This is a genomic window from Polynucleobacter sp. MWH-Loch1C5, from assembly GCF_018881775.1.
Classification (GTDB): Bacteria; Pseudomonadota; Gammaproteobacteria; order Burkholderiales; family Burkholderiaceae; genus Polynucleobacter.
Genome location: NZ_JACVPR010000001.1, coordinates 131,059 through 149,080, shown reverse-complemented (window position 1 = coordinate 149,080; position 18,022 = coordinate 131,059). Strand labels below are relative to the sequence as shown.

Sequence of the window (18,022 nt, the reverse complement as noted above, 5' to 3'; positions counted from 1 at the left end):
TGAGGGAGTATTCATGAGTGCAATCGTAGATATTATTGGTCGTGAGGTGCTAGATTCACGTGGCAATCCGACAGTAGAGTGTGATGTATTGTTAGAGTCCGGTGTGATGGGTCGTGCCGCAGTGCCATCCGGTGCATCGACTGGCTCACGTGAGGCCATTGAGTTGCGTGATGGCGAGGCGAATCGCTATCTAGGTAAAGGTGTTCTGAAGGCTGTAGAAAATATCAATACTGAGATTGCTGAAGCGGTGATGGGTCTTGATGCCAGTGAGCAAGCGTTTTTAGACCGCACCCTGATTGATTTAGATGGCACAGATAACAAAGCACGCTTAGGAGCCAATGCCACATTGGCGGTCTCTATGGCTGTTGCACGTGCCGCTGCTGAAGAGGCAGGTTTACCTCTATATCGTTATTTTGGCGGCTCAGGGGCTATGCAGTTACCCGTACCGATGATGAATATCGTCAATGGCGGCGCACATGCGAATAACAGTTTAGATATTCAAGAATTTATGATCATGCCAGTGAGCATGAACAGTTTCCGTGAAGCCTTGCGTTGTGGAGCCGAAATTTTCCACGCACTAAAGAAGATTATTCATGATCAAAATATGCCAACTTCGGTTGGTGATGAGGGTGGTTTTGCTCCTAACTTTAAGAGCAATGAAGAGTGTCTAAACACCATATTGCAAGCAATTGAAAAGGCGGGTTACCGTCCTGGTGAAGATGTTTTATTGGCGCTTGATTGTGCTGCCAGCGAATTCTACAAAGACGGAAAATACCAACTCTCTGGTGAAGGTTTGCAATTGAGTTCTAGCGAGTTTGCTGACTATCTAGCTAATTTAGCGGATAAGTATCCGATCGTTTCTATCGAAGATGGTATGCATGAGGGCGACTGGGATGGCTGGGCTACTTTGACACAGAAATTGGGACAGAAGATTCAGTTGGTTGGCGATGATTTATTTGTGACCAATACAAAGATTCTCAGAGAAGGGATTGATAAGGGTATTGCTAACTCTATCCTCATTAAGATCAATCAGATTGGTACTTTGACCGAAACCTTTGCAGCAATTGAAATGGCTAAGCGTGCCAATTACACCGCTGTCATCTCACATCGTTCTGGCGAGACTGAAGATAGCACCATTGCTGATATTGCTGTGGGCACGAATGCGGGTCAAATTAAGACCGGTTCCTTGTCACGCTCGGATCGTATTGCCAAATACAATCAGTTGATTCGTATTGAAGAAGATCTGGGTGATGTGGCAAGTTATCCGGGTAAGTCAACTTTCTATAACTTACGTAAATAAACATTCAGAAGATCTGGGGAGAATCGAGTGCGTATCTTTGTATATGGCATGTTGATTCTCCTAGCTTTGATTCAATATCCTCTTTGGTTGGGTAAAGGGGGTTGGTTGAGAGTCTATGAGCTTGACCAGCAAGTGAATAAGCAATTAGATAAGAATGATGCCCTGGCTGCACGTAATGCAAAGCTTGCCGGTGAGGTTAAAGATCTCAAAGAGGGTACAAAAGCGATCGAGGAGCGTGCCCGTATGGAGCACGGCATGATTAAAGATAAAGAAATCTTTATTCAAGTGGTTCCCAACAAGAAGGCGAATCCTAGTACAGACTCGACCTCTGGTAATGCTGGCGGAAATCCAACAACAGCTCGCTAACTCAAAATTATTGTTTTGCTTCTGGTGGGCGAGCAATACCATCAGTCAAATTGGCAGCGCTAAATACTTGCTTGCAATCGACTGCATCAAATAAGTAGTTTTGACCACAAAACTCGCAACGTGATTCCACTTGACCTTGTTCATCGAGGATTGAGTTAATTTCCAATTCGCCTAGCATCTTCAACATATCAGCGACCTTCAGGCGTGAGCAGCGACACGCAAACCGAATGTTGCGAGGATCAAAACTTCTGACACCGTGATGGTGGGATTCTTCCAAGAACAAGCGTCTCATCAGATCTTTGGGTGCGATCGTCAGTAGTTCAGCATGGCTCACGGTATCAGAGAGGGCTTGAAGACGTTGCCAGGATTCTTCTGTTAGGTTGGCATCTATCTGTTGCTGACCGCCATGGTCGGGGAGTCGCTGTATGAGCAAGCCCCCACAGCTACGCTCATCACTGGCTAGCCAGATACGTGTATCTAATTGTTCTGAGTTCTTCATGTAAAGCATGATGGCTTGCGCGATACTCTTTACTGCTTCATGACCATCGTGCAATGCCACAATACCTTGATAGGGTTGCTGACCGGGCTGTCGGTCTGCGGGGTCGAGCGTGATCACTAGTTGACCGCCACCCTGTGGGTTGAGAAGCTCCTTCAAAGAATAATCACTCTGGGATGCCCAGTTGTAATTCTCGTCAAACTTAGCAGTAGCGCGCATACTCAGATCAGCATTACATTCCATCACTAGAAGTTGGATGGGGCCATGTCCTTGTGCTTGAATGATTAAGCTGCCATTAAATTTTAGGGTGCCGCTTAATAGAACTCCGGCAGCGACTAAGTCTCCTAGTAATTGTCTGACTGGAGCAGGGTAGCTTTTACGGGCTAAAATGGTTTGCCAGCTTTCTGAAATGCTCACAATTTCGCCTCGTACGGGGCAGCTGTCAAAAATAAAGACCTGCAGTTGATCTTGAGTCGTGGTATTTGTCATAGCGCTATTGTAGAAAGTTTTTGAAAACCATCGTGTTTGCTAAACAGCATCCTTATTTAACAGCTATAGCATTAGCGCTAGGCTCCGCCATTGCCTTAGGTTTGGCACGTTTTTCTTATGCCTTATTACTGCCACTCATGCGAGATGATCTGAATTGGTCTTATCTCATTGCGGGCACCATGAATACCGCAAATGCCTTAGGCTATTTTATTGGCGCAATGAGTTCACCAGCCATGATGAGACGTATGTCTGCATCACGATTTTTTATCGTAGCCTGTCTTATTACGGGATTTTTTATCTTTTTATCAGGTACGACCGATGATGCGACCTTACTCTTTACATATCGGGTTCTTGCCGGAATAGCTAGTGCTTGGATTTTTGTCTCTGGAGGTGTTCTAGCTGCTCAGTTAGGACAACTACATAGCCAACAATCAGGACTCATATTGGGTATTTTTTATGGTGGACCGGGCTTAGGTATTTTGTTATCGAGTGTTTTGGTGCCAGGGGTACAAGCTTATGGTCAGGTGCATCAGTGGTCTCATATATGGCAAGGTTCCTGGTATGCCCTAGGTTTGTTATGTTTTGTTTTAACCATATTTGTTACCCGTCCTGTTGCTTCAATCCCCACTGTGCCTGCTAAAGCTGCTGGTCAAGCGCATGCGCCCTTGATGAGTTATGTTTTTATGTTGATGGGATATTTCATGTTTGGTGTCGGGTATATCGGTTATATGACTTTTGTGGTTGCCTTACTCAAACAACTGGGTATCGATGAGCTAACTTTGTATGTGTTTTATGGAGTGCTTGGCTTAGCCGTGATGTTTTCTTCTCGTATTTGGGCGGGTTTACTTGATCGCTACCGCGGTGGTCAATCACTGGCCATATTGAATACCTTATTAGGCTGTGCATCATTAATTCCAGCGGTGATTGCTATGCAGGAGCTGTCATTAAATTCACTAGTGCTAGGACTCATCTTTTTATCAGGCATCATATTCGGAGCAGTCTTTCTCTCAGCGGTTGCCTCTACGACTGCCTTTGTTAAGCATAACTTACCGGCAAGCGAGTGGGTTGCTGGCATCACTGCTTTCACGAGTATTTTTGCCATCGGTCAAGTCTTAGGCCCCACTGTAGTAGGCTGGATTTCAGATGGTCAAGGCGGTCTAGAGTTCGGCTTACTTTTATCAAGCATCGCCTTATTAATTGGCGGGGCTATTGCCATCTTGCAAAAAAGTCTTTTGCCGCATCACTCGTGAACTGATGGCATTCAGGCTTGCCCTTTAGGTAATGCGATAATACGAGCTATGACAGTTAGAACACGTTTTGCCCCCAGTCCCACGGGCTTTATTCATTTGGGAAATCTTCGTAGTGCCTTATACCCTTGGGCGTTCGCTCGCAAAATGGGTGGCCAATTTATTCTCAGGATTGAGGATACAGATCAAGAGCGTTCCAGCCAGGAAGCGGTTGATGTCATTATTGAAGGTATGCGCTGGTTGGGGTTGGATATTGATGAGGGGCCGTTCTATCAAATGCAGCGCATGGAGCGCTACCGTACTGTGATTGCCCAAATGCTGCAGGAGGGTTTGGCGTACCCTTGTTATATGAGTGAGGTTGAACTTAATGCTCTGCGTGAGGCGCAGATGGCTAATAAAGAGAAGCCCAGATACAACGGTCTATGGCGTCCTGAGGCAGGGAAAACTCTGCCACCCATCCCCGCAGATATTCAGCCAGTAATTCGTTTTAAAAATCCGCTCTCAGGCAGTGTGGTTTGGGATGATGCCGTAAAAGGTCGTATTGAGATTTCTAATGAAGAGCTCGATGATCTAGTGATTGCCCGACCTGACGGTACACCGACTTACAACTTTTGTGTTGTGGTTGATGATTTGGATATGAAGATTACCCATGTGATTCGGGGTGATGATCATGTCAACAATACCCCACGCCAAATCAATATTCTTAAAGCGCTCGGAGGTATACCGCCGGTATATGCGCACTTGCCCACGGTGCTGAATGAGCAAGGTGAAAAAATGAGTAAGCGTAACGGCGCCATGAGTGTGCGTGATTATGAGCGTGGTGGATATATGCCTGAGGCAGTTCTCAATTATCTAGCGCGCTTGGGTTGGTCACACGGGGATGCTGAGGTATTTACACAGGAACAGTTTGTTGCTTGGTTTGATCTTGATCATCTAGGCAAATCACCTGCGCAACATAACCCTGAAAAATTACTATGGTTGAATCACCACTATATTCAGCATGCTGATCCCGTGGACTTAGCTCAGCGTGTAGAACCGTTTGCCAAGCAATTGGGCATTGAGTATCACCAGGGACCTGATTGGGTTGGGGTGGTCAAATTACTCAAAGACCGCGCGAATACTTTGATTGAAATTGCTGAGGGTGCGCAGCTTTTTTATCAAAAAAACATTTCTCATGATGCTGCTCAATTAGCGACCCATCTGAAGCCTGAAGTGATTCCTGCTCTACAGGAATTTATGCAAAGGTTCGAAGCCTCTGATGGGACTCAGCCAGCGATTGCAGCAGCCATGAAAGAAACCTTAAGTCAGCACGGTCTTAAAATGCCAGCTCTAGCCATGCCGATTCGGTATGCGTTGTTTGCCACGACACAGACCCCTGCAATTGATGCGGTGATGGCTTTGATGGGTAAAAAAGAGACCTTGGCCAGATTGCAAAATTGCCTAAAAATAGGGTAGAATAGCAGTCTTGATTGCTTGAGCTTCTTGTAAGATCAAACATTAAGGGGCTATAGCTCAGCTGGGAGAGCGCTTGCATGGCATGCAAGAGGTCAGCGGTTCGATCCCGCTTAGCTCCACCAGTTGCTAAAGCATCAAACGCAGTAAAGTCCAGGGTCCCCATCGTCTAGAGGCCTAGGACACCACCCTTTCACGGTGGGTACCGGGGTTCGAATCCCCGTGGGGACGCCAAAGTCAACTGGAGCGGTAGTTCAGTTGGTTAGAATACCGGCCTGTCACGCCGGGGGTCGCGGGTTCGAGCCCCGTCCGCTCCGCCAACAAAAAGCCCTTGTTTAAACCACAAGGGCTTTTTTATTTTTTGTCAGCATTTTGTTGTGTTGAGCGTTGTATGCTTAGTAAACATTGGAGAAGCTATGAAAATTCATTCCTTAAAGCAAAAAATCTCTTTATTGACCGCGGCTAGCTTGATGATGGGTCTAGTAGGCTGTGCCTCGACACCGTTGACGCCCAGTATTGCTGTTATGCCAGCTCCAGGGAAGCCTTTTGATGTCTTTCAAAAGGATGATCAAGAATGTCGTAGCTATGCTCAAAACGCAGTGGGCACGACGACTGATCAAGTGACTGCGGCTAATGCTGCCAAAACTGCGGTTGTGGGCGCTGCCTTGGGCGCGATTGCCGGTTCGATTGCGCAAGGGGGTAGTTCTAAAGATGCAGGCACAGGTGCTGCTGTGGGTATGGTCGGTGGTGCAGCAGTTGGTGCGATGAAGGGTAATGAGACAGCAGCAGAATTACAGCGTCGCTATGATATTGCTTATCAGCAATGTATGTATAGCAAAGGGAACCAAGTCCCTGGTTATGCCATTCAGAAATCTACTGAACCAACGCCACCAAAACCAAGTAAATAACCATCAAGAAAAAGGCTGTTTTGCAACAGCCTTTTTAATCTAATGATCATCTGGCTTTAGGTTGTGACCGGAGGATGTTCTTTTTCGAAGCGCTGAGCTGTTTTTCGAAATAAGACAATCAGGCAAATCGCCGCAAGCCCTAAGCTCATACTATTGGCTAGCCAAAAACCTTGAGCACCTTGGATCATCTCGGGTACATGACCTAAGACATTAAAGCCAAGCATATAGCCACCGCCTAAACCGACACCCCATAATGAGATGGCGTAAATCCACATCGGCCAAAATGCCACCCGATAGCCTCGCAAAATAAATGCAGCTGTCACTTGTAAGGCATCAAAGACCTGGTAAAAAGCAATAAATAAAAAGAGCGGTAATGCTACAGTTTTTACGTCCTCAGGCGGCGAATACAAATCCAATAAAAGATAACGCAAGAACCATATGCCAATACCTACTGAAACGCATAAACCCGTTGTAAAAACCAAGGATGAGTAGCCAATTTCCTTGGCCAGGCGAGGTTGATCAGCCCCAATTGACTGAGCAACTAAGGTCGAGGTGGCAATAGATAGTGAGAGTGGCAGCATGTAGAGCACCGTACCCAAATTCGCAACAATTTGGTGGGCTGCCAATGTTTCTGTGCCTAGGCGTGCAATGAAGAGCGCCATAAATGCAAATGAGGTCACCTCGATCAAATAGCTCAGACCAATCGGTGTACCTAATTTCAGCAAAGTCCAAATGCGGTGACCATTCGGGGCGCTCCAATGGGCATATACGCCAAAAATTCTGTAATGCTGACCCCGATAGACGATCAAGGCGGCAGCAATGAACCATAACCAATTCACAATCACGGTCGCTAGAGCACAACCGGGCCCGCCCATGCTATCTATACCCCAAGCTCCATAGATGAAGAGTGCGTTGAGCGGGATTTTGAGGACTAAACCACCGATTTGTAGCCAAGTAATCACGGCTGGTTTTGAGATGGCATTATGAAAGGCAACTAAGACTCGCATTGCCATACTAGCGGGCAGCCCCCAGGCAATGATTTGTAAATACAGGCGCGCTTTTGCTTCTACTTCAGGGCTCGTATTGGCGATGGCTAGTAGCCATCCAGGATTTAGGAAGACCAAAATACCTAATGCACTGAGTAGCATTGACAGCCACCAAGCTTGGCGTATTTCCTCACCAATTTCACTATGGCGCTTGGCACCAAATAACTGTCCTGCAATCGGGGCTAAGGCCGATACAACGCCGGTTAAGCCCACGTAGATACTGATAAAAATGGAGGTACCCATGGCTAGGGCAGCTAAGTCATCTGCGGAATAACGTGCGACCATGGCCGTATCGATGACGCCAAAAGCAATCACAGCTAGCTGACCGATCAGCAGTGGCCCAGCTAATGAAAATATGCGTGGTACATCACGTTGAAGTCTAGCGATCATAGCCAACGACTCGATACAACCTGAGGCGTTCACTGCGATCGCTGACGCGCCGATCTTCCCAGATTAATTCAATTCTTAAACCTAACTGTTCGGCACGTGCCTTTGATGCTCCTGGGCGATTGCCCAACCAGAGATCACAGTTCGCATCATCTTTTAAACGTAGATCGGTAAAGTAGTTAAATGAGGCTAACTGACCGTCTCCAAGATGAGTCGTATTGATGCAGCGATAGTCATGAGGAGTCGCTTTCACTAGACGCTCTGCAACCTGTCGATAAGTTTTAGCGTAGTTAATTGTTGGTAACCACAGAGTCATCAGTAATACCCAAGTCAAAGTAGTGCCAGCAGCTGAGATAACTACTGCACGCCAGATTGCTTTGGGGGCACGAGAGGTGCGCCAACGAACAATAGCAAGCCAAAGTAAGGTCGCAATAATTGCTACGAGGAGTCCAAGCCAACTCAATTCAGGAACAAAACCCGGTACCTTTTTAGCGATATTTCTTGCCAGAGAGGCTGGGGTTTGAGTCATCATTGCAAACCACATGACCCAAATAAAAACGCCCACAATCGTAAATGTTAGTAGGGCAAACCAATCGATAAAGCTAATCACACTACGCTTGATGATAGGTAGACTAAAGCAAGCCAAAATCACCATAGGTGGAATGACTAAAGAAAAACTTTGGTCGCTGGGGACGACTTGGAAGATTTGGTAAAAAAATAAAAAGACAAGTAGACCCAGCGTTAAAGCCATGTGAGGGTTGCGAATTCCACCCAACGGATAATTGGCACCTTGACGCCAGTAGCCCAAACTCCAAATGGCTAGGGGCCAAACTGGCCAGCTAAAGAGAATTAAATTTCGAGCCACAAAGCCCAAAGAACTCTGTGAGGGTAGCGATTGAAAATTTTCAGAGCCCCACCAAGCTTGCATGATGAGGCTCATTTGCTCTGAGGATAAACCAGCCATAAGCCAACTGAGAGGCCAAACACTTAAGCCACCCAAGGCAATCAGGCATGTCATCAACAGCCAGCGCTGGTGTGATTTTATTTCGCACAATAGGACAGATACTAAAAGACCTAATAAGACAAAAAACAGAAGCCAAAGTGGACCTGATAAGCCGATAACGGCTAATCCGAGACCAGTCCAAAAGCCCCCTTGTGATGGCATATCCAGGCCACGGACAGTTCCGTATAAAACCATGGAAATGCCCAATAATTGCGCTAAGGCCGGTGTGGTTTCATGTACTTTGAGAGTGAGGCCCACGCATGCCAAAAAGATCATCAGTGCGCTATCAGCGAGTGTGCGGCCATAATCTTTCGGCTCTGGTTGACCGCCCAAGGCAAAGGCGACAGGTTGTACCTCTTTGCGGCGACCTAAAAGATAGCTGGCGTGCCAAAGTGCAGCGCAACTTAAGAAGAAGCAAAACGCTGAATACAAACCAGATGCAGGGTGAGCGCCCAATAAGCCACCGAATAATTCGATGAATAAGGCGCCTAGCCAGTAAGGTAGGGGGCCGGTGACGATTTCGTAGCGACCCTCAAGATGGGGTAAGACCCACTGTTCTAGTGGGCTGTTGACTAGATGCCACATCATGCCAAAGCCAACCGCATCATCAGTTTTCCATGGGTCGCGACCAAATAAACCAATCAGCCCATAGATAGCGGTGATGGCTACCAAGAGGTAGCGAGGCATGGTAGATGTCGCAGCAGCGGTCAGTCGTATTGCCGGCATAGGGATAAGTGTAATCTTTCAAGAAAAAAAGGCAGCGAAGGCTGCCTTTTGATCCAAAACCTCTTGGTAATTAAGCTGTCTTTTTTGCGCCCGCTTTGGTACCAAACTTTTGGCGGAATTTTTCAACGCGACCAGCCGTATCCATGATCTTCTGTGTACCTGTGTAGAAGGGGTGTGATTCAGAAGAAGTTTCAATCTTAGCCAATGGGTACTCTTGACCATCTTCCCACTTAATAGTTTCTTTGGTCAAAATGGTTGAGCGTGTTTTAAAGCTGAAGTTGTTCGATACATCAACAAAAACAACTTCACGGTAATCTGGATGAATGCCTGGTTTCATAATTTCCTCGCTGGAGGTAGCCGCTATCTATCGATTCAATAAGATAGTACTTGCCTGATTAAAAAGGGGATTATAGCAAAAACCCTCTCCCAAAGTCCAATTCTGAGCCTAAGGCAGATAGACCACCCAGCCCGCAAAAAAAAGTCTATAAAAATATAGGCTTATAAGTGATGGCTGGGCTAGAGGAGTTTATCCGCCGCGGCGCATGAGTTCAAAGAACTCAGCATTATTTTTGGTACTCTTGAGCTTATCCACAATGAAGTTCATCGCTTCGATTTCATCCATGTCGGAGATCAGCTTGCGCAATACCCAGATCTTTTGGAGTAAATCGGGTTTGATCAGCAACTCTTCACGGCGCGTACCTGATTTATTGAGGTTGATCGCAGGATAGACGCGACGTTCGGCTAAGCGACGTTCTAAGTGAACTTCCATATTGCCGGTGCCCTTGAATTCTTCATAGATCAAGTCATCCATACGACTACCGGTTTCAATCAGGGCAGTAGCGATAATGGTGAGTGAACCGCCTTCTTCGATATTACGTGCGGCACCAAAGAAGCGCTTCGGTCTTTGTAGAGCGTTCGCATCCACACCACCCGATAAAACCTTACCTGATGAAGGCACGACGGTGTTGTATGCACGTGCTAAGCGGGTGATGGAGTCCAGAAGAATAATTACATCTTTTTTCATTTCAACAAGACGTTTTGCCTTTTCAATCACCATCTCCGCGACTTGGACGTGACGGACTGCGGGCTCATCAAATGTGGATGCGACCACTTCGCCACGAACAGAACGTTGCATCTCGGTCACTTCTTCTGGACGCTCATCGACGAGAAGAACAATCAAAATTGCATCTGGATGGTTGGCAGAAATTGCATGAGCAATATGCTGCATCATGACTGTTTTACCTGATTTGGGCGACGCCACAATCAAGGCGCGTTGGCCAAAACCAATAGGTGAAATCATGTCAATAATGCGGCCGGTTAGATTTTCTTCGGCCTTAATATCGCGCTCCAAAAGCATGGGGCGATCAGGGTGTAAAGGCGTTAGGTTATCAAACATGATGCGGTTTTTGATCGCATCAGGAGGAATACCATTAATTTTGTCTACTTTGACTAAAGCAAAGTAACGCTCTCCCTCTTTAGGCGTTCTGACTTCACCCTCAATGGCGTCCCCGGTATGAAGATTAAAGCGTCTGATTTGTGCAGGAGAGATATAGATATCGTCAGGTGATGCCAAATACGATGATTCTGGCGATCTCAAAAAGCCAAAGCCATCAGGCAGAACTTCTAATACACCGTCACCGAAGATGGTTTCGCCACCTTTGGCGCGTTTTTTAAGGATGGCAAACATCAATTCTTGTTTGCGCATACGTTGGGTGTTTTCGATTTCTAAACCCGCAGCCATTTCGAGGAGGGCGGATACATGAAGTGCTTTAAGTTCGGTTAGATGCATATTTTTTGGGGCGAGTGCCTAATGAAAGAAATTGACTGGAAGAGAACTCAACAGAACGTTGGGTTGATTTGAAACTGAATTCTACACCTGATTACAGATTGTGCGTCAAGTATTCAATGAATATAGAAATTAGAAAAAAATAAAGGCTCACCTAGTGAGCCTTTATTGGGTTTAGATATTGCTATCTAGAAATGCTGTTAATTGTGATTTGGCCAAAGCACCGACTTTTTGTGCTGCTACGGTGCCGTTTTTGAAGAGGATGAGTGTGGGAATGCCGCGAATACCAAATTGTGCAGGGATGGCTTGGTTTTCATCCACATTCATCTTGGCAATTTGTACCTTGTCGCCATATTCTTTGGCCACCTCATCTAAGATCGGGGCAATCATTTTGCAAGGACCACACCATTCAGCCCAAAAGTCGACTAGAACTGGTTTGTCTGATTTCAAAACATCTTGCTCAAAAGATGCATCAGATACGTATTTAATTGCTTCGCTCATAGCGTTTTAATCCTTATGATGTTGTCCTGTAGGTTTAAACCTTATTTTTATTGGTTATCAAATATATGTACCAATAAGCAATATATTATCAATAAGCTAGACCTTCTGCATTGAATAAGTCATGAACTTGATACGCCAATCTCTACTTAACCCGTCCGCACAGGCTTTGGATGCGCTAGCCAGTGAGATTTGGGGGGTCATTCAGGAAACTGAATCCACACCCGAGGTGGTGCTTTGGACTTCTGGGCCGGCCATGGGCCTGAGGCAGGCTTTGGCTAGACAAAGACCAGCTACTTTGCAGCCTGACTTACTTTTTATGCCTCGTGTGCAAGGCTTAACCGAGTGGCTCTTAGAGACTCCACAGTTAAGGGACCTGCCTGCGACCAAAACAGATTTACAACGCATTATTGATGTTTATCAAATGCTCGCAGAACGAGCGGATTTAAGAAAGATGCTAGTCGGGCAATCGGAGGCCGCGCGGTGGCAATTAGCGCAGAGCATAGTGACTAGCTGTGATCTATTAAGCGATGCATGTCTGAATGAAGCCTTAGAGCCATCAGAAGATTCGCTACGTCTGGTTATTGATGAGGTTTATAGTGGTTTGGCCAAGCAAGCACTTGGTTTAGAGGTTGATCTTTTGCTGTCATTTTGGCGGTTTATGACCACGCCGAGTGATTGGCCGGTTCGCTTACGTTATGCAATGCGATATCGAGCTAATCATCATGCCGGCTCCACGATCTTTATTAGGAGTGGTCTTGGATCTAAAGGATTCATGCAGAGCTATCGCAGCATGTTGGAATCGATCGCTCAACGTCACCCCGTCATGGAAGTGGTTTATGACTATTCAGCCATAGCTTTATGGGAGGAGTGTTTAAGGGATCGTGATCAGGACGGTTTGACTCAGGGGCATCATGCTCAGAACGTGCAACATAACCGTGAGCAATTTTTTAAAGAGACCGCCCAGCGTCAAATCGTCAAGGCAAGGAACTTCGAACAGGCCGCGGGGCTAGCCGTGCAACGCTTGCAAGAGTACATGCTGGCGGGGCATCATGAATTAGCCCTGGTTGCGCAAGACCGCTTGGTTGCACGTCGTGCCCGCGCCTTGTTGGCGCGTTTGGGCTCGACGGTCAGGGTGGAAGATGAAACGGGTTGGAAGTTATCGACAACGCGCAGTGCTGCTACTTTGATGGCCTGGCTGAACATGGCGCGTATGGCACAACAAGGGCCCAAAACCATTGACCTGATTGATTTTTTAAACAACCCCTATATCGACTGGTCATTATGGGGTTTGAGTGTTGAAGAGGCTCAACTAGCTCTTGAGTTTTTTGAAGATGAATGTTTACGTCAGGATGTCAAGCTGGGTTGGGCGCCTATGTTTGCTGCCTTGATGCGTGCTCAGGTAGATCAAGATCAGCCCATCTGGAAAATCTTACAAGGTATAGAAAAGTATTTAAAAAATTGGTGTGCTGCCCCCCGACGTACGGGTGCTCAATGGTATGCCCTCTGGCATGAGCAATGGCAGCAGATGGGTTTACTACAAGCCTATGAAAAAGATGCTGCTGGACATCAGTTATTAGATCAGCTCAGTGAGTTAGGCGACTTGCTGACTCAGCCTCTGTCCTTAGCCGAATTTTTGGGCTTGGTATCCAATCGCTGCGAAGAGGGTAGTTATGTTGAAGAACCCGGCATCGCGGAATTTACCGTGAGGATGATCCCGCTGAGTGCGGCACGTTTGAGACGTTTTGATGCTTGGGTGATGGTCGGGTGTGATCAAAGCCATCTGCCATCGATCAATGAGGCGCCGATGTTTTTTTCGAATCGTTTGCGACAGTTGATTGGTGCAAAAACCATCGAAGATGAGTTTGCTCAACAGGCGCGAGACCTGAATGAACTGATGATTTCTCATCCCACATGGACCATGTTATGGCAAGCCAAAGGTGCTGCAGGCGAGGATTGGCAGCCTGCGCCTTGGTTGCAACGCCTATACAAAGAGCGCCTGGCAGAGTTAGACCGATCCGCCAGTCTAGAGTGGGTTCCAATCTCGCCTATGCCTCAAGGCATGGCAAGTGCCCATATGGTCAATGATGCTTTGATTCCTGAATCGATTAGTCCGAGTGCCTATCGTTTGTTACGTGAGTGTCCCTATCGATATTTTGTTGAAAAAATATTGCGGCTAAAAAACCGTGGCGATCTAGATCAAGAAGTAGATTTGAGCGTTGTAGGACAAGTTTTACATCAAATATTACGTGACTTCTATCATAGTCTGAAGACCCAACCTATTCAGAGGGTAGATCGCCAGTCACTATTGATTGAGCGTTTAAAACAATTTTCGGAAGATGCATTTGCGCCCTTGTTGAGCGCCGATGGCCGTTGGCTAGCGACATGGATTGCTTGGCGTAACCAAATTCCATCGTGGATCAGTTGGCAACTGGCGCGAGAGGCTGAGGGTTGGCAATTTTTAGATGCTGAACGTTATGTGGAATTCTCATTACCTCATAGCAAAGGCAGCATTCGTGTGCACGGATTTATTGATCGTATCGATGAAAACCAGGCGCACGAGTTATCCGTCCTCGACTACAAATTTAGCAAGTCTGGAAATATTAAAAACCGTCAAAAATATTTCAGAGATGATCCTCAGCTAGCTATCTACGGTTTAGCTTTGGCTTGCGACCCCTCTCTGTCAGAAAAGCCTGTGCATGAGGCAGCCTGGGTGTCTCTGAAAGAGGCGACTGGTGCTATACCTGTAGCAGAGTGGCGCAGTGCTATGGATGAAACCTATATGCAGTTACAGGCTGATATTAACGCTGTAGTCGAAGGGGGCCAGTTACTCGCCCATGCACCCGATTCGATTTGTCAGTATTGTGAGGCGCGTGGGGTATGTCGCAAGGGAATGTGGTCATGAGCTCTACGACCCACTTATCAACGCAAGCGATGACGCAGCGAGCTTGTGATCCACTGTGTTCGGTGGTGGTTGAGGCCTGCGCCGGTAGCGGTAAAACTTGGCTCTTAGTTTCTAGGATTGTTCGTTTATTACTGGCGGGCATATCCCCTAGTGAAATCTTGGCCATCACTTTTACGCGTAAAGCAGCTGAAGAGATGCGTGCGCGTCTTAATCAATGGTTGCGCGAATTTGCTGTGATGGATGATGCGTCTTTGGTGCGTGAGTTGGTCTCTCGAGGTATGTCTTCTGAAGAGGCTTTCATGGCAATGCCTCGAGCACGTGAATTATTTGAAGTGGTCTTATCAGATCCGCGTGGTGTGACGATTGATACATTCCATGGTTGGTTTGCTAAGTTGATTTCAGGCGCGCCTTTGAGCGCCGGGGTGGTCCAAGGCTTACGTTTAAGACAAGATGCACAGCGCTTGCAGCAAGAGTGTACAGAGGATTGGTGGTCATTATTGATGACTGAGGATAAAGCCGCTGTGCGCCTGGCTTATGAAGATTTGGTTATGCGCCTCAATGATGGTCAGGCGAATCAATTGCTGTTCGGTAAGGGTGGTTTTTTATCGATGAAGGCCGAGTGGCGCCGTTTGCTCAAGATGGCGCAGAGCCAGGCTAGAGATCTTGAAGAGTTTTTATTTGATGGGGCGGACTCGGTTTGGTTAAATAAATTAGATCCATTGATCAAGCATCTCTCAGACCCGCAGGAATTGCAAAATTTAATTCAGTTAGAAAAGTTCTTTGCACAGGGTAGTGTGCGAGAAAGAGAATTTGCTGCAGCGATCAGTGAAGGTATCCGATTATTTAAGGATGGAGCTCCTAGTCCCGTGATAGCGAAGGCTCTGCACTTTGCGTTTTTAGACGCCAAGACTTTTGAGCCTAAGCAAAATAAAGTCACCAAAGAGTTAGAGAAGGTCTTGCAGGCCAGAACTGATGGCGCTGCCATGATTGCGGCGATAAAAGATGCTAGGCAGGGTTGGGGTGAGGTTTTGCAGTTTTACCATTCTTGGTATGCCGCACAAAATCTCATTGAAGTGACGAAGTCTTGGAGCATCGTTGGTCAGGATTTGTTAAGACACTACCAAGCTCAAAAAGAGGCATTGCGTGTGCAGGAGTTTTCTGATTTAGAGGCCTATGCTGCAGAAATGATGTTACGAGCAGACGTGGGGCCCTATATCCAAGCGCGCTTGGATGCACATTATCGGCATCTTTTGATCGATGAATTTCAGGATACCAACCCCTTGCAATGGCAAATCTTGCTTGCTTGGCTAGATGCTTATGAAGGGGCTGAACAGAATCGACCTAAAGTATTTTTGGTGGGAGATCCTAAGCAGTCTATTTATCGATTTAGGCGGGCTGATGTCCGGCTTTTCCAGGCGGCCAAAGAGTATCTCTGTGAGCACTACGAAGCTAGCTATTTACCTTTGAATGTTACGCGCCGCAATAGTGATGCTGTCCTTGCGGGAGTAAATCAAATTTTTCAAGCGAGTGTCTTGCCTGAGGGATATCCGTTCCAGGCCCAGTCAAGGCATCCGGATGCTCATGCAGTAGATGGGAAATTCCTTCGTTTACCTTTGATTCCCTATCCAGAATTAGAGACTCTCGAGCATCGCCAGGTTCTACTAGAAGCTTGTAGCCGACCGAATCAGATCCGTCTTATGCAGACGTATGAAGAAGCTTTTCAAGTAGGTCAGGTCATTCTCGGCTTGCGGCGTAATGAGGGTGTTGCATGGGAAGATGTCCTAGTTTTAGTTCGTAGCCGTACACATCTTGCTAGGATTCAACAAGCTTTTCGTGAGTTAAAAATTCCTCATGATGGGGCTAATCAAGGGGGCTTATTAAAAACCCTAGAGGCTGACGATTTAATCGCTTTACTGACTGTATTGCTCAGCCCGAAAAATAATTTGGCTCTGGCGCAGGTTTTACGCTCCCCGATTTATGCGTGGTCTACAGAACAGTTGACTGCTGCTCATCTTGAGATGCGCCAAGCTGATATAGATCATTTATGGAGCTATTTAGAAGCGCACCAAGGTCCTATTTACGAGCAATTAACAGCTTGGCGTCATCTAGCTCAGTTCCTGCCGGTACATGATCTGCTCGATCGCATCTACTTTGAGGCTCAATTGAGGCAAAAATATGCACAGGCTTGTAGTCCTCTACTGCGGGCTAAAGTGTTGGCTAACCTTGATGCCTTTTTGTCACTCGCTCTAGATATTGATGGGGGTCGTTATCCCAGTTTGGCTCGATTCATACAAGAGTTAAGAATCATCAAGCGTGGGGCTGAGCAGGAGAGTCCTGATGAAGGTGATGCTCATGAGGATTTTGCCGAAGATGTCGATGAGCCACTAGAGTTACCTTCACGCGTGAGAATCATGACTATTCATGCAGCCAAGGGTTTGGAGGCAGATTACGTGTTTTTACTCGATACTAATACGAAGCGTACCCATCAAGACCACACTGGAACACTGATGCAATGGTACCCTCAGGATTTGGGCCCGCGGCATCTAACTCCCTTCTATTCCAGTGCGCGTAAAGACCCATTACGTGATCAACTAAGATCTGAAGAGGAGCGTATCGCTGAATTTGAGCGCTGGAATTTGCTCTACGTGGCAATGACCCGGGCTAAGCGTAGTTTTTATTTGAGTGCTTGTGCCAATAAAGGTGAAGTCGGTTTAACAGATGGTAGTTGGTATCAAATTGCCTCGGCTGTGGGTATAGATGAATTACCCGTGGCTAATCAGGGTAGTCAGATAGAAATCTCTGATGAAATCAAAGCACCACAGAGTATTGAAGATTTCACAATTTTGCTCAAAGCGCAGAGCCCAGTGCGGATCATCGATCCAGCACCGATAGTGCTTGATTTTCAGTTACAACGACAACAGCAGATGATTGGTACGCATATGCATCGTATGCTTGAGTATTTGGCGCGCTATAAGTTGTTAAGTTCTGACAAGATCCCAGAATTAGAGTCTCTTTTGGCATGGTTGTCGATTGATAAAAAGTATGGAGAGCCTGCCTATCAGGCTATGCGACGACTTTTACAAGGCTCAATGGCGCAAAAAATCATGAGTCGTGATGATGATCTGCGTTCTTGGGAAGAGTGGGATTTTGTCGATGCTCAGGGGCAGTTAATCCGAATTGATCGTTTGATTGAGTTTTCGGATTCTTACTATTTACTAGACTATAAGTTGACGGTGCCTGCGCTGGGTAGTCCAGAGTTGCAGACGTATGAGAAACAGTTGGGTCGTTATTACGATGTGATTACCCGAGATTTGTCGAATAAACCTATTTTTGTCTATCTACTAGGGGCTGATCAGCAGTCTTATGAGTGGCGGCCAGATGCTCATACATAAAGATCAATACTCTATTGCTAG

The 18,022-nt window shown here is 46.6% G+C and carries 13 protein-coding genes and 3 tRNA genes; 10 read left to right on the top strand and 6 right to left on the bottom strand.

What is annotated here, in order from left to right:
• The first annotated feature begins 13 nt into the window (after positions 1–13).
• Positions 14–1,300 carry a phosphopyruvate hydratase gene (gene eno, locus ICE94_RS00725; protein WP_216147412.1) on the top strand — a complete coding sequence of 429 codons (1,287 nt, stop codon included), beginning with the start codon at positions 14–16 and terminating at the stop codon, positions 1,298–1,300.
• Between the two features lie 48 nt (positions 1,301–1,348).
• On the top strand, positions 1,349–1,666 hold the full coding sequence (ftsB, locus tag ICE94_RS00720) for a cell division protein FtsB (RefSeq protein WP_216859839.1): 318 nt from the start codon (positions 1,349–1,351) through the stop codon (positions 1,664–1,666).
• A gap of 7 nt (positions 1,667–1,673) precedes the next feature.
• On the opposite strand, the gene ICE94_RS00715 is transcribed toward ftsB, so the two are convergent.
• Positions 1,674–2,651 carry an Hsp33 family molecular chaperone HslO gene (locus ICE94_RS00715; RefSeq protein ID WP_216147406.1) on the bottom strand — a complete coding sequence of 326 codons (978 nt, stop codon included), beginning with the start codon at positions 2,649–2,651 and terminating at the stop codon, positions 1,674–1,676.
• 32 nt (positions 2,652–2,683) lie between these two features.
• Here ICE94_RS00715 and ICE94_RS00710 point away from each other — a divergent pair, with 32 nt between their 5' ends.
• From ICE94_RS00710 to ICE94_RS00685, 6 genes are all read left to right on the top strand, one after another.
• Positions 2,684–3,901: a YbfB/YjiJ family MFS transporter gene (locus ICE94_RS00710; RefSeq protein WP_370623762.1), complete on the top strand. Its 1,218-nt coding sequence runs from the start codon at positions 2,684–2,686 to the stop codon at positions 3,899–3,901.
• 48 nt (positions 3,902–3,949) lie between these two features.
• A complete protein-coding gene (gene gltX / locus ICE94_RS00705) occupies positions 3,950–5,353 on the top strand; it encodes a glutamate--tRNA ligase (RefSeq protein WP_216147400.1) in 1,404 nt (467 codons plus the stop codon).
• A 46-nt stretch (positions 5,354–5,399) separates the two neighbouring features.
• Positions 5,400–5,475, top strand: a tRNA-Ala gene (locus tag ICE94_RS00700).
• A 33-nt stretch (positions 5,476–5,508) separates the two neighbouring features.
• Positions 5,509–5,584, top strand: a tRNA-Glu gene (locus ICE94_RS00695).
• A 9-nt stretch (positions 5,585–5,593) separates the two neighbouring features.
• Positions 5,594–5,670 (top strand) — tRNA-Asp (locus ICE94_RS00690).
• A 96-nt stretch (positions 5,671–5,766) separates the two neighbouring features.
• Positions 5,767–6,258 (top strand): glycine zipper family protein, encoded by a 492-nt coding sequence (locus ICE94_RS00685; protein WP_216147398.1) that lies wholly within the window; start codon positions 5,767–5,769, stop codon positions 6,256–6,258.
• 56 nt (positions 6,259–6,314) lie between these two features.
• Here ICE94_RS00685 and ICE94_RS00680 read toward each other — a convergent pair whose 3' ends face one another.
• From ICE94_RS00680 to trxA, 5 genes are all read right to left on the bottom strand, one after another.
• Positions 6,315–7,694, bottom strand: a complete 1,380-nt coding sequence (locus ICE94_RS00680; protein WP_216147395.1) for an MATE family efflux transporter — start codon at positions 7,692–7,694, stop codon at positions 6,315–6,317.
• Positions 7,684–9,420, bottom strand: a complete 1,737-nt coding sequence (locus ICE94_RS00675; RefSeq protein ID WP_216147392.1) for a glycosyltransferase family 39 protein — start codon at positions 9,418–9,420, stop codon at positions 7,684–7,686. Before ICE94_RS00675 ends, ICE94_RS00680 begins: the two co-directional genes overlap by 11 nt.
• 70 nt (positions 9,421–9,490) lie before the next feature.
• Complete coding sequence (locus ICE94_RS00670; RefSeq protein WP_216147389.1) at positions 9,491–9,757, bottom strand: type B 50S ribosomal protein L31; 267 nt, start codon at positions 9,755–9,757, stop codon at positions 9,491–9,493.
• A 189-nt stretch (positions 9,758–9,946) separates the two neighbouring features.
• Positions 9,947–11,209 carry a transcription termination factor Rho gene (gene rho / locus ICE94_RS00665; protein WP_216147386.1) on the bottom strand — a complete coding sequence of 421 codons (1,263 nt, stop codon included), beginning with the start codon at positions 11,207–11,209 and terminating at the stop codon, positions 9,947–9,949.
• 171 nt (positions 11,210–11,380) lie between these two features.
• Positions 11,381–11,707: a thioredoxin TrxA gene (trxA, locus tag ICE94_RS00660; RefSeq protein ID WP_216147383.1), complete on the bottom strand. Its 327-nt coding sequence runs from the start codon at positions 11,705–11,707 to the stop codon at positions 11,381–11,383.
• A gap of 121 nt (positions 11,708–11,828) precedes the next feature.
• Here trxA and ICE94_RS00655 point away from each other — a divergent pair, with 121 nt between their 5' ends.
• Complete coding sequence (locus ICE94_RS00655; protein WP_216147380.1) at positions 11,829–14,609, top strand: PD-(D/E)XK nuclease family protein; 2,781 nt, start codon at positions 11,829–11,831, stop codon at positions 14,607–14,609.
• Positions 14,606–18,001, top strand: coding sequence for an exodeoxyribonuclease V subunit beta (locus ICE94_RS00650; RefSeq protein WP_216147377.1), 3,396 nt, complete (start codon positions 14,606–14,608; stop codon positions 17,999–18,001). The genes ICE94_RS00655 and ICE94_RS00650 overlap by 4 nt, the downstream gene beginning before the upstream one ends.
• Positions 18,002–18,022 lie beyond the last annotated feature (21 nt).